Source organism: Empedobacter sp. UBA5987 (assembly GCF_002429865.1).
GTDB classification, from domain to species: Bacteria; Bacteroidota; Bacteroidia; order Flavobacteriales; family Weeksellaceae; genus Empedobacter; species Empedobacter falsenii_B.
Map to the genome: position 1 here is coordinate 1 of NZ_DJBB01000045.1, position 14,434 is coordinate 14,434.

Consider the following 14,434-nt stretch of genomic DNA (forward strand, 5'->3'; position numbering starts at 1 on the left):
ATTGAACGTCGAAAATCGCAGTCTTGACTTTTTTGGTTCGTTTTTGTGTCAAGACAAAAATGAATGTAAAATTCTTTTTATCACATGAGTATTAATCAGAGCTTACCATCTCGCTGTCATTCTAAGCTTGTCTAAGAATCGCATCCTACAATTCTAACATCTAATTTCTCATATCTAACATCTAATTTGTACATTTTACAACTCAACACCGATACACGAACACCGAACAAACCATACGGAACGCATATACAATGGATACAGAATGGATACAGCGCGGATACACAACCGATACAGAAAAGTGTCATTTTGGATATACACCGATACAGGAATTTAACACTTTTTAACACATTATTTTTCTAATATTCTGTTATCTCTAAATATTGAGAAATCTATTACTATCACTTTTCAATTCTATTAGAATCGAATAACCATCTGCGTATTTCTATTTTAAGAAACACATATTTATAGAGAGTGTATTTTACTTGATTTGTAGAGGAATAAAACCAAGTGTATTTATTTTATGAAGTTCAGTGCTAATTATTATGGAAGAAACGACCAAAAACAAAAAGGCGTGGAACTTACAAATCCGAATAGAGGTACTGCCATACCAGGAACGAATAAGTAAGCCCACGCCCTAAGACGTGAGCAAAGATACTTATTTTCCCGTTCCTATTGAAAATTGGCAGTTTTCTATTCAGGAAAAAATAAGACTAAGCTTATATATTTATTTTAATAAAATTCTCTGTATTAATTTTATACATTCAAAAGTACGAATTAAAATTGAATAGTACAATATATTGTACCAATATTTTATTCAAATAGTTACAATTTTATTTTTAACTAAGAATAAAATGACAGAAAAAGAGAAATTAGGTATTTATTTAACTTCTTTGAGAAAGAATATAAAAAGTTCAGATTATATTGATAGGAGTATATCACAACAAGAATTAGCTGATAAAACTAAAGGACTTTCCAAGAATACTTTATTATCGATTGAAAATGGGAGTGCTAATCCAACTCTAGATTCACTAATTATTTTAGCTAATGCTTTAAATCAAGATAAATTAAATATTTTTAATATATCAATAGATGTTAAGAAATATATTAAAGAGAATAATCTTGATTTTTAGTTTTAAAAAATATAAGATATTAAGTAATTAAAAACTCCTTGTTTAATATGAATATCCTAAATTTGAAATGAATTTAAGTCATAGGCATGACGTTCATTTATTACTCAGGTGTTGGTTTTTAGGTTAAAAAATCACCTGAGTTTTTTATTTATACGTAAATACATTAAATTAAATAAAGAAAGGGCTTTTAAATAAAAGCCCTTTCTTTATTTACGCAATAATGGTTATAAATTAGATTAATTTATATATTTGTTATATAAACGAAATACAGGTATAGGTTATTTTAATGAAACTTATATTAGTCATCCTATAACCGAAACCAAATAAATATGCAAAAACAATGGAAGGATTAATATCTCCTAAATATCAAATGAAATTAGTTGAGGATATTGAAAACGCTCTTTGGAATATGTTTGAAACATCTAAATATTACAATGTTGAAAAATATTTAGAGAAATGGCAAATAATCGAAGATAGATATTCAGAAACTGGATATCATATTGGTTGGACTCCTCAATTTGAGATTAAATACCAAAAAGATTCTATTGCAATAGATTTAAAATCAACATTACATTCTATTGACGGTGAAACTTTATTGAAAATTGCAATCGAATTAGGTGTAGATACACCTGATTTTATTCCATCAATTCCGACTTTTAAAAATATTTTAAAAGCTGAATATCAAACGGCCTATGATACATTTGTAAAAGCATATAAACTAATAGACAGTGACCCTAGTATAGCAGTTGGACTTGTAAATTCTGCACTTGAAAGTATTATAAAAGAAATTCTTAAAGATGAGAGAATTAGTAGTAAGATAACTGGTGGTGAAACTCTATACAAATTAACTTCAATAATTTTAAAAGAGTTTAACATAATTAATCAAGATCTTCCAAAAGAAATCAAAACAATAGGAAGTTCACTTTTAGCGATAAATCAAGCTATTGAAAAACTTAGAAGTGATAAGACAAATTTTCACGGGAAAACATCAGAAGACTATTTAATTAATGATTCTATTTACACTTTCTTTGTTGTTAATTCTGTTACTACTGTTGGACTATTTATAAATTCATATTATAGAACTAAGTTTCCTAAACCTATGCAAGAAGCTACAATTGAAGAAGATGATTTTCCATTTTAATTTTTTTAAAAAAAACTAAAAGAAATAGAACGAACCGCTAACATAGGCTACTGTTACGCAATTCCATATTTCGGATAAAATATAAACAAAAAACCTTGCTAAGTTTTTATTAGTGTGGTTTTTTTATGTTAAATGGTTGTTGTAAGTTTGGTTATATTTTTACGAATGTAGATATAGGTGTTTTTTTTACGAAGCAAATGCTAGATCAGTTTCGTGAAAAAACAATGTTATGTGATATTTTAAGAAAACTATGCTTCAAAACTTTTTTAGATTAAATGACAATCCTTCAGAATTCCAAGATGAGCAATCTTTGAAGGATTATCAATTAAATCACGATACAATAAGGAACTTTATTTATAAACCTGATTTTCTTAAAGATTTTAAGTTTAAAAATAAGACATTCAATAATGTTAGCTTTAGTAAAACATTAATTGAAAACGTCGATTTTATCAATTGTCACTTTATAGATTGTTTATTTATAGGTACAGAATTAAAAAAATGTAAATTTATAGAAGCAAGTTTTAGTGGTTGCAATACTCACGCAATAAGAATCTACAAAACATATATCAATCCTACTTCTTTTGATGATAATTTTAAAAAATATGATTATTCTTATTCAAATATTGTTGTTCATTTATATCAAGAGTTATATGATAATTCTGTAGACCAACAAATAATTGAATTTTCAAAAAAAGCAAAATATAATCTGCTTAAATGGGAAGGAAGATTATTAATCAGTAAATACAAATATAAGCAACCATATAAAATTCCAATTTGTGAATTCTTGATTCAATATATACCTAATATAATTTTTAGAAAAGTTTTTGGTTATGGATTAAGATTAAGAAATTTTATAGTAACATTTTCCATAGTTTATATTTGCTCATTTATCTTAAACTATTTTCTGTGGGAAAAATACAAGTTAGCAACGAAAGATATAGAAATTGCATCTTTTTCATCTGAAAAATATAACAACTTAGCTAATTTCTATTACACAAACGATGTTTTGACTAAAATAGTAGATTCGCAATTTCAACCTACATCAGATTTAGGTATGAATATGTTAACTTTTCAAGGAATATTAGGTTTTATACTATTTAGTTTCCTTATCACAGTATTAATCAATAAATTTGTAAAATAATAATGAAATATAGTATTTTAAAATATGGCTCATCAATTAGAGGAAACTCTGATAAATACAGTGACAAAGATTTATTGATTGTTGCTGAGGAAATCGATGTACTAAATTCATTAAAAGATTATTACACAAATAAGGGTTGGTCTGTCTCGACTTACACATATACTAAATTGAATTATCTTTCTACAAATGGTTTTTTGTTTGTTAAGCATTTAATAAATGAAGGTCAGATTATTTATGATTATGAGAATTCATTAAAATCTCTTTTGGAAAACTTTAATGAATGTCTAGATTATAAAAAGGAAATGGAGAAAGCTTCTAATTTCTTAAATTTTGTAGATGAAATCCCTGATAATATTGTAGGTTATTCGTGGTTACTAGACAATACCTACCTAACATTTAGAAACTTTCTAATATATGAATCAGCTCTTAATAAAAAGTATAATTTTGGATATATTGATTTAATATTCAGTTTATTGTCTGAAAACAAAATAAATCAAACTGAAGCAGATAAATTATTACAATTAAGAGTGATAAAGTCTTGTTATAGAAATAATTATAACGATATAACTCCATCGAAAGAGTTTGCTAGAGATATTATTTCAATTGTAAATCGTCTTGGTTTAAAAATAACAACTACATTCACTCCTACAAAACTTGAATTAAATGCTTTAAATTTTAACAAGATCGATTCTGCTTATAAAAAATTAAGATTAATAGAGCTGATATTAAAAAATGAATCTATTCAAGATGAATATTTAAATAAATGTATTTCTAATCCTCAAATGTATGCTACAGATAAATCGATTGAGAAAATTTATTTAAAAGTATTTGAAAAAATAAAAACATCACATAATATCGTATTGGCGAAATGACGGGTGATGTCATAAACCAAAGTTTTTCTTATTTTTGTCACAACAGCCTTTTATATTTTTTTAGAAAATAATCAGAAGCTGTCGCTTAGCATAGTGCAAAATTGAAAGTTTTCGCTTCAATTTCCCCACTGACGCTAAGCCTAGAAACGTTAGTTGATATTTTTAAAAAACTATGCTCAATGAGTGAAACGATTAAAGAAATAAAGTACTCAATTTTTCTATTACTAGGACTTCTAATTTCTTTTTTATTAACAGGTATATTTCCAATCCTTTTGATATATAATATAAATTTTAAGCTTCTTGGATTTATCATTCTTTATTTCATAATAACATATTTTCTATATAAAATTTTTAAGACTAAATTTTTTGAGAATTTATATTCAATTCCATTGTTACCTTTTCGCTTATTTTTTGAGCTATTAACTTACGCTATACCTGTAAATTTAGTTACGATGAATGTATTCTTGTATCTAAGTTTTCCTGTAATAATCGTTAGTTATACATCGATAGGTTTAACACACTTCCAAAGTCCTATTAATTTTGAATTAAAACTGTATCTGTCATTTCTATTTGTCTATTTGTTCTATGTAAATTGCAATAAACTAATGTTAGATTTCGTGGCAAAAATTAGCCCAGCACGATATAAAGATTCAAAAAAACTAAAGCCATATAACATAAAAGAAATTTCTGAATATCTTTTGTCTCAAGATAATCTGAAAATTTTCATTTACGCTTTCAATTTCTTAGCAATTATCTTAATAAACATATACAAATTTCAAAACCTAACTTTTTTTGACCAAATCCTTAATTTTGAAAAACCTATCTTACAATCTCTTGTTACTTTTATTGCATTTGATAGAGCAATAACTTTATTTAAAGGTTTAACTTTTAAACCTTCTGAATTATTCAATAAAATTGTGACAGGGATAAAGAACAAAAAAGAAAGTCTAAAATAAAAAACATCAGTTAACAAAGGTAACTGTTACACAATTCTAGTTTTAGGTACAAAAACACAAAATAGTATAAATAATAACCTCTTTAGAAGCAATTTTAGAGAGGTTTTTTGTTTTACACAATAAGAAAAATAAAAAAAGCCCCACAGATAGGTGAGGCGCTAAATGTTTTCACAACGGAATAATCCTTATTGTGAGTTCCTTTCAATAAGACAAATTTAAAAATAAAATATTAATATATAATTACGTGAAACCGTAATTACATAAAATATTTTTTATGTAATTTAATAGGCAAAATAAAAACTTATGACTAAAACTATACTTGGACTCGATTTAGGAACCAACTCCATTGGTTGGGCGTTAGTACAGCAAGATTTTGAAAATAAACAAGGCGAAATACTTGGTATGGGATCTCGTATTATACCTATGTCGCAAGATATTTTAGGCGAATTTGGTAGAGGGAATTCTATTTCTCAAACAGCGGAACGTACAGGTTATCGTGGTGTTCGTCGTTTGCGCGAACGCCATTTACTTCGTCGTGAACGTTTACATCGCACTTTAAATATTTTAGGTTTTTTACCAAAGCATTATGCTAATGAAATTGATTTTACCAAGCGATTTGGAAAGTTTATCAATCATGCCGAACCTAAACTTCCATATAAGAATGGTGATTTTCTCTTTAAAAAGTCTTTTCTTGAAATGTTGGAAGATTTTAAAAGCAATCAACCTGAATTTTTAAAAGACAAAAACGGAAATAATTGTTTGGTTCCTTACGATTGGACGATTTATTACTTGCGTAAGAAAGCCTTATCGCAAAAGATTGAAAAGGAAGAATTGGCATGGTTAATTCTAAACTTTAATCAAAAACGTGGTTATTATCAATTAAGAGGTGAAGATTTTGCAGAAGAAAAAGATAAATTATTTGTAAAATTAAAAGTTGATAAGGTTGTTGATTCTGGCGAAAAAATCAAGGGAAATATATTACATGATGTTTATTTCGATAATGGTTGGAAATATGATAGACAAATTGTAAAAACCGAAGATTGGGTAGGAAAAACAAAAGAATTCATTGTAACAGAATCATGCTTAAAGAATGGTGATATAAAAAGGACATATAAAGCTGTTGATTCTGAAAAAGATTGGATTGCAATAAAATCAAAAACAGAGCAAGATATTGATAATTCCAATAAAACAGTTGGAACTTACATTTACGAAAATCTATTGCTCAATCCAAAACAAAAAATTAAAGGAAAGTTAGTTCGTACGATTGAACGTAAGTTTTATAAAGAGGAGCTCAATCAAATTCTTAGAAAACAACAAGAGTTTCATTCAGAATTACAAAACGAAGAATTGTTGCAAGATTGTGTACGTGAATTATACAAACACAACGAACAGCACCAGCAAATGTTGGAATCTAAAGATTTTGTTCATTTGTTTTTAAATGATATCATCTTTTATCAACGTCCTTTAAGAAGTCAAAAATCTTCTATTTCTAATTGTACGTTAGAAAAACGTATCTCCAAAGAAGGTGTTGTTTTTTCTATAAAAGTCATTTCGAAATCGAATCCATATTATCAAGAATTTCGTCTCTTGCAATGGTTGCAAAATTTAGAAATTTATAGAAATGAAGATGATACAAAAGTTACTACTGAATTTATTACTTCTGTAGAAGATAAAGAGGCATTATTTGATTTCTTAAATAGTAAAAAGGAAGTTGAGCAGAAGCATGTTATCGATTTTTTATTGAAACAAAAAAGCAACAAAAACAAACTTCCAAAAGGAGAAGCGGAAAAATACCGATGGAATTATGTTCAGGATAAAAAATATCCGATGAATGAAACGAGATATTTAATTCAATCCAAGTTAGATAAAGTAGAAGATGTTCCAAATGATTTTCTTTCGTTTGAAAATGAAATGGCTTTGTGGCATATTATCTATTCTGTAAATGACAAAATTGAATATGAAAAAGCTTTAGCAAAGTTTGCACTAAAACATCAATTAGACGAAGCAAGTTTTGTAGAATCGTTTAAGAAATTTCCACCGTTTAAATCAGATTATGGAAGTTTTTCTGAAAAAGCTATTAAGAAATTATTGCCTTTGATGCGATTTGGAAATCAATGGAATTATGATGCTATTGACAACATTTCAAAAGAAAGAATTTATAAAATCATAACTGGAGAATATGACGAAAAAATTAAAAATAGAGTTCGCGAAAAGGCAGAACAGTTTAATTTAACAACAGAAAATAATTTTCAAAATCTCCCGCTTTGGTTGGCTCAGTATGTAGCGTATGGTCGTCATTCGGAGGCTGAAATTACAGGAAAATGGAATTCTGTTTCTGATTTAGAAAATTATCTAAAAGAATTTAAACAGCATTCGCTTCGTAATCCTATTGTAGAGCAAGTTATTACTGAAACCTTGCGTGTTGTAAAAGATATTTGGCAAGAATACGGAAAAGGTGCACAAGATTTCTTTTCAGAAATTCATATTGAATTAGGTCGTGAAATGAAAAATACTGCTGATGAACGTAAACGCTTAACTAATGTAGTTACCGAAAATGAAAATACCAATTTGCGTATTAAAGCATTGTTGGCGGAGTTAGCCTTGGATGCAACTGTAGAAAATGTGCGCCCATATTCGCCGATGCAACAGGATATTTTAAAAATCTACGAAGAAGGTGTTTTAAATGCCGAAGAAAATATAGAGGAAGATATTTTAAAAATAAGTAAAACAGCACAACCTTCAAGCTCAGATTTAAAACGCTATAAATTATGGTTAGAGCAACGTTATCGTTCACCTTATACAGGTCAAATGATTCCGCTGAACAAATTATTTAGCCACGAATATGAAATCGAGCATATTATCCCGCAAAGTTTGTTTTTTGACGACAGTTTGAGTAATAAAATTATTTGTGAATCGGCTGTAAATAAATTAAAAGACAATCGAATAGGTTTAGCCTTCATTAAAGCATATCACGGAGAAGTTGTTCCGTTAGGAAATGGGAAAACCGTAAAAATTCTTGAAGTGCAAGATTATGAGGATTTTGTGAAGCAAAATTATAGTAAGAACAGAACAAAACGTAATAAATTGTTGATGGAAGATATTCCAGAAAAAATGATTGAACGTCAACTGAATGATACACGTTATATAAGCAAATATATCAGTCATTTACTGTCTAATATTGTGCGTGATGTTACGCCAGATTCAAAAGATGATGGAATAAATTCAATTAATGTATTACCTGGAAATGGTAAAATTACGACTCGCCTAAAACAAGATTGGGGATTAAATGACGTTTGGAATGAATTGATTTTACCACGTTTTGAGCGAATGAATGAGTTAACGAATTCTACTGATTTTACTTCAACAAATACAAATGGAAAAGTAATTCCGACGGTTCCTATAGAATTATCAAAAGGTTTTTCAAAAAAGCGTATCGATCATAGACATCACGCTATGGATGCTTTGGTAATTGCTTGTGCAACGCGTGATCATGTTAATTTATTAAATAATGAATCGGCAAAATCTGAAACCACGGCAAAATCTGAAACCAAAAGATATGATCTGAATCGTAAGCTTCGTGTTTATGAAAAAGTAACCTATAAGGATCAAAAAACAGGAGAACAAATAACTCGTGAAGTTCCAAAAGATTTCTTAAAACCTTGGACTCAATTTACAATAGAAGCAAAAAATGCATTAGAAAATATTGTAGTGAGTTTTAAACAAAATACACGTGTTATTAATAAAGCAACCAACTATTACGAAAGTTATAAAGACGAAAATGGTAATTTGCGTTTTGATAAAAATGGGAAGCCTAAAAAGGATTTTGTAGAACAAAAGGGTATGAATTGGGCGGTTAGAAAACCATTGCATAAAGAAACTGTTTCTGGGCAAGTACATTTAGACCGAGTGAAGGTTGCGAAAGGTAAAATTCTTTCTGCTACGCGTAAATCTTTAGATACAACATTTAATGAAAAGACAATTCAATCCATTACCGATACTGGAATTCAGAAAATATTATTGAATTATTTAAAGGCAAAAGGAAGTCCTGAAGTTGCTTTTTCTCCCGAAGGAATAGAAGAAATGAATAAAACAATTTCTCTTTATAATGAAGGTAAAAATCATCAACCTATTCTTAAAGTGCGCGTTTTTGAACAAGGAAGTAAATTTCCTTTAGGTGAAACAGGCAATAAAACAAAGAAGTTTGTTGAGGCAGCGAAGGGAACAAACTTATTTTTTGGAATTTATGAAGATAAAGCAGGTAAACGCAGTTACAATACTATTCCTTTAAATTTAGTGATAGAACGTCAAAAACAAGGACTTTCGCCAGTTTCAGAAATCAATGATAAAGGACATCGTTTATTATTTCACTTATCTCCAAATGATTTGGTTGTTATACCTAAAGATGGAGATATAAATAGTAAAGATGTTTACAAAGTGGTGAGTTTTACAGGAGGGCGCTTATATGTAATACCACATTTTGTATCTTCTGTAATTGTAAATAAAATTGAATATACTCAATTGAATAAAATTGAACTGACGAAAGAGAAAGATTTGATTAAAAAAATAGAATTTGATAGATTAGGTAATTTAATTTCTAAATCATCAAAACTTGAAGAATTATTTTATAAAAGAAGAATGTAAAAAAGCTATAGATACAAATATTTTAGTTTATGCTTTTCAGAATGATAATTTGGGACTAAAAAATAAGTCTATTGATTTATTTATGAATGAAAATCTAGTAGTATCGCATTTTGTATTAATTGAATTTATACACATTATACATACAATTTCTAAAATGGATAAACGTGAAACTTTGAAACTTATAATAGAATCTTTTAGGGATAATAAGAACTAATTATTGTTATATGGAGACTTATAATTTAGCTTATTTTATTGTGAAACGATATAGAATTTCTCTTAAGGATTCGATTATAATTGCCGATGCAATCCTGAATGATTGTTCAATTTTATATTCAAGAGATATGCAACATAATCAAATATTTGAAAAAAAAATAAGAATAATTAATCCATTTATTTAAACTATGCTAAAACGCACCATTTACATTGGCAGTCCGTCCTATTTAAAGCTGAAGGATAATCAACTGAAAATAGAGGATACGATTACAAAAGAAGTCAAAGGTTCTGTTTCTGTTGAGGATATGGGATTTTTGGTATTGGATCATTATCAAATTACGTTGAGTCATCAATTGATACTTGCGTTGCAACAAAATAATGTTGCCATTATTAGTTGTGATGAGAGTCATTTGCCTTTGGGATTGATGTTACCAATGAGTGGTCATGTTTTGCATAGCGAACGTTTAAAGCATCAAATCAACATTTCGGAGCCTCTCCGTAAACAATTATGGAAACAAACTGTAGAGGCAAAGATATTTCAGCAAAAAGCATTGCTAAGTAAATTGGGATTTGTAGAAGAGCCGATGCAAAATTATTTAACCAATGTAAAATCTGGAGATACGACGAATATGGAAGGGATTGCAGCGCAGTATTATTGGAAACAACTGTTTGATAATTTTACAAGAGAACGTGACGGAGATGTGCCTAATAATTTTTTGAATTTTGGATATGCTATTCTTCGAAGTATGGTTGCAAGAGCATTGGTGAGTAGTGGTCTTAATCCAACGATAGGAATTTTTCACCGTAATAAATACAATCCCTATTGTTTGGCTGACGATATAATGGAGCCTTATCGTCCTTATGTTGACGAGTTGGTATTAGAATGGATAAATAAACCATTTCGACCAACAGAAATGAATAAAGAAGCCAAAGCGCATTTGTTATCGATTGCAACAAAAGATGTGATGATGGATGGACTAAAACGACCTTTGTTGGTTGCGCTAAGTTCTACAACAAGTTCGTTGTATAAGTGTATGACAGGGGAGCAGCGTATGATTCGTTTTCCTGAAATGGTATGAGTTTTAGTCGTTATAATGCATATCGAATTATGTGGGTTTTAGTTTTATTCGATTTACCAACCGAAACAAAGAAACAACGAAGTCAGGCAACAAGATTTCGAAAAGAATTGCTTGACGATGGTTTTGCAATGTTTCAGTTTTCGATTTATTTGCGGCATTGCCCAAGTAAAGAGAATGCTGAGGTACATATAAAACGCGTCAAATCTAAATTACCTGAATATGGGAAAGTAGGAATTATTTGTATTACCGATAAACAATTTGGACAAATGGAGATCTTCTTTTCAAAAAAAGAAACTAATTTACCCACAGGACCCCAACAATTAGAATTGTTTTAGAAATAAAAAAACCGATAGAATAATATGTATTCTATCGGTTTTTATTTTTTTTCTCATTTCTACTTTTCTTCTCAAACCCTTTAAAACAAAGGATAATAAAAATGAGGTTGTAATTACTTTGATAAATATACCAAATTGAAAGGAACTCACAACTGCCGCTCTTATTTTTAAATTTATTATTGAGTTGTAATTACTTTGATAAATATACCAAATTGAAAGGAACTCACAACGCTTTCTTACGCGCATTATCAGCTTCTCTTGTTGTAATTACTTTGATAAATATACCAAATTGAAAGGAACTCACAACAGCTTGTGGCGTGTCTACTGATTTTTGCATGTTGTAATTACTTTGATAAATATACCAAATTGAAAGGAACTCACAACTTAAATCGTTGTAATTAGTAACATACTTTGGTTGTAATTACTTTGATAAATATACCAAATTGAAAGGAACTCACAACTAATTGCTTCTTCCTGTTAATTGAATTGCTGTTGTAATTACTTTGATAAATATACCAAATTGAAAGGAACTCACAACGGAAGTCATCGCCGATTAAATTACATTTACGTTGTAATTACTTTGATAAATATACCAAATTGAAAGGAACTCACAACGTAGATAATAAGGGTTACACTTACGCCCGTGTTGTAATTACTTTGATAAATATACCAAATTGAAAGGAACTCACAACAGTATATCATGTGCATGAATTAATTGATTTGTTGTAATTACTTTGATAAATATACCAAATTGAAAGGAACTCACAACCGTTCTTTAGATACTGCTTTCTTAAATTTTGTTGTAATTACTTTGATAAATATACCAAATTGAAAGGAACTCACAACACGAAATTAATGACTACTTAGCATTGTTTGGTTGTAATTACTTTGATAAATATACCAAATTGAAAGGAACTCACAACACTTTTTTTCCGTTATATACAAATTCTTTTGTTGTAATTACTTTGATAAATATACCAAATTGAAAGGAACTCACAACTTGCAAGCAATTTGAACCGATTGAAACCGAGTTGTAATTACTTTGATAAATATACCAAATTGAAAGGAACTCACAACGCTTATTCACGTGTTCCAAATTCAACTAAAGTTGTAATTACTTTGATAAATATACCAAATTGAAAGGAACTCACAACAGTTGCATAATTTTAATTTTGATGTAATCTGTTGTAATTACTTTGATAAATATACCAAATTGAAAGGAACTCACAACAGCAAAGGTGTTTACCAAAATTAGAATATCGTTGTAATTACTTTGATAAATATACCAAATTGAAAGGAACTCACAACTGGTAGGATAAGTAGCTCAGTTGGTAGAGCGTTGTAATTACTTTGATAAATATACCAAATTGAAAGGAACTCACAACTTAGTAAATGAAGTATAAGCTAATTCATACAGTTGTAATTACTTTGATAAATATACCAAATTGAAAGGAACTCACAACACTATATTTCCGCTTAAAGTATAAGTTCCTGTTGTAATTACTTTGATAAATATACCAAATTGAAAGGAACTCACAACAGATTTTAGTTGGTTGAATACTTGTGCTGCGTTGTAATTACTTTGATAAATATACCAAATTGAAAGGAACTCACAACTCAAAACGAACTATATAAGTATTTTTAACTGTTGTAATTACTTTGATAAATATACCAAATTGAAAGGAACTCACAACGGCTTGGGGTCCATTAGATGAAAATGGAAAGTTGTAATTACTTTGATAAATATACCAAATTGAAAGGAACTCACAACTAGATGTTCTTTCATTTTTCTAATTGGTTGGTTGTAATTACTTTGATAAATATACCAAATTGAAAGGAACTCACAACTTAGTTGGAAATGTACTAGTAACAGACTGGGTTGTAATTACTTTGATAAATATACCAAATTGAAAGGAACTCACAACGTACTGGATAATATTACCTGCTTTTGTTTTGTTGTAATTACTTTGATAAATATACCAAATTGAAAGGAACTCACAACTAGTTTTTTATTTCGCCTATTTCATTTATCGTTGTAATTACTTTGATAAATATACCAAATTGAAAGGAACTCACAACTATGTTTTTAATCGTGCAACATAATTAAGGTTGTAATTACTTTGATAAATATACCAAATTGAAAGGAACTCACAACTGCAAGAGCTAAATCATGTGAAAGTCCATAGTTGTAATTACTTTGATAAATATACCAAATTGAAAGGAACTCACAACTGACCACTTTTTTTTGAAGAAAAAATAATAGTTGTAATTACTTTGATAAATATACCAAATTGAAAGGAACTCACAACCATCAGCATAGTTTGCTAATTCATTTTTAAGTTGTAATTACTTTGATAAATATACCAAATTGAAAGGAACTCACAACTACAACTGAATATAACCTATTTTAATTACTGTTGTAATTACTTTGATAAATATACCAAATTGAAAGGAACTCACAACCGTAAAGGCAACATATTGTACAGAAACACAGTTGTAATTACTTTGATAAATATACCAAATTGAAAGGAACTCACAACTATACAACTGAATATAACCTATTTTAATTAGTTGTAATTACTTTGATAAATATACCAAATTGAAAGGAACTCACAACTGTAATTTTTTAATACTTTTTCAAATTCTAGTTGTAATTACTTTGATAAATATACCAAATTGAAAGGAACTCACAACCCGATTGTGGTTGAGTAGCGATACCCAAACGTTGTAATTACTTTGATAAATATACCAAATTGAAAGGAACTCACAACCACGCGTCACGTTGCGCTTGAGTTAGCGAAGTTGTAATTACTTTGATAAATATACCAAATTGAAAGGAACTCACAACTACTTGTGTTGGGCTCATTTTTCCTAGCATGTTGTAATTACTTTGATAAATATACCAAGATTTGAAATCAATTCACAA

At 28.7% G+C, this 14,434-nt stretch carries 8 protein-coding genes and 1 CRISPR repeat array; all 8 genes read left to right on the top strand.

What is annotated here, in order from left to right:
• Positions 1 to 851: 851 nt before the first annotated feature.
• The 8 genes from B3J26_RS06855 (at position 852) to cas2 (ending at position 11,508) form a co-directional block, all read left to right on the top strand.
• On the top strand, positions 852 to 1,130 hold the full coding sequence (locus B3J26_RS06855) for a helix-turn-helix domain-containing protein (RefSeq protein WP_291073918.1): 279 nt from the start codon (positions 852 to 854) through the stop codon (positions 1,128 to 1,130).
• 340 nt (positions 1,131 to 1,470) lie between these two features.
• Positions 1,471 to 2,271 carry an abortive infection family protein gene (locus tag B3J26_RS06860; protein WP_291073919.1) on the top strand — a complete coding sequence of 267 codons (801 nt, stop codon included), beginning with the start codon at positions 1,471 to 1,473 and terminating at the stop codon, positions 2,269 to 2,271.
• Positions 2,272 to 2,581: 310 nt separating this feature from the next.
• Complete coding sequence (locus B3J26_RS06865) at positions 2,582 to 3,412, top strand: pentapeptide repeat-containing protein (protein WP_291073921.1); 831 nt, start codon at positions 2,582 to 2,584, stop codon at positions 3,410 to 3,412.
• Between the two features lie 2 nt (positions 3,413 to 3,414).
• Positions 3,415 to 4,284 (top strand): hypothetical protein, encoded by an 870-nt coding sequence (locus B3J26_RS06870; RefSeq protein ID WP_125350413.1) that lies wholly within the window; start codon positions 3,415 to 3,417, stop codon positions 4,282 to 4,284.
• A gap of 617 nt (positions 4,285 to 4,901) precedes the next feature.
• Entirely contained in the window at positions 4,902 to 5,240 is a 339-nt protein-coding gene (locus B3J26_RS06875) for a hypothetical protein (protein ID WP_291073923.1), read from the top strand.
• A 303-nt stretch (positions 5,241 to 5,543) separates the two neighbouring features.
• Positions 5,544 to 9,881, top strand: coding sequence for a type II CRISPR RNA-guided endonuclease Cas9 (cas9, locus tag B3J26_RS06880; RefSeq protein ID WP_291073925.1), 4,338 nt, complete (start codon positions 5,544 to 5,546; stop codon positions 9,879 to 9,881).
• Between the two features lie 401 nt (positions 9,882 to 10,282).
• The gene (gene cas1 / locus B3J26_RS06885) at positions 10,283 to 11,173 is read left to right on the top strand and encodes a type II CRISPR-associated endonuclease Cas1 (RefSeq protein WP_038330673.1); all 891 of its coding nucleotides are present in this window, start codon (positions 10,283 to 10,285) and stop codon (positions 11,171 to 11,173) included.
• Positions 11,170 to 11,508 (top strand): CRISPR-associated endonuclease Cas2, encoded by a 339-nt coding sequence (gene cas2 / locus B3J26_RS06890; RefSeq protein WP_038330675.1) that lies wholly within the window; start codon positions 11,170 to 11,172, stop codon positions 11,506 to 11,508. The genes cas1 and cas2 overlap by 4 nt, the downstream gene beginning before the upstream one ends.
• 106 nt (positions 11,509 to 11,614) lie before the next feature.
• Positions 11,615 to 14,356: a CRISPR direct-repeat array (repeat unit 47 nt; unit sequence GTTGTAATTACTTTGATAAATATACCAAATTGAAAGGAACTCACAAC).
• Positions 14,357 to 14,434 lie beyond the last annotated feature (78 nt).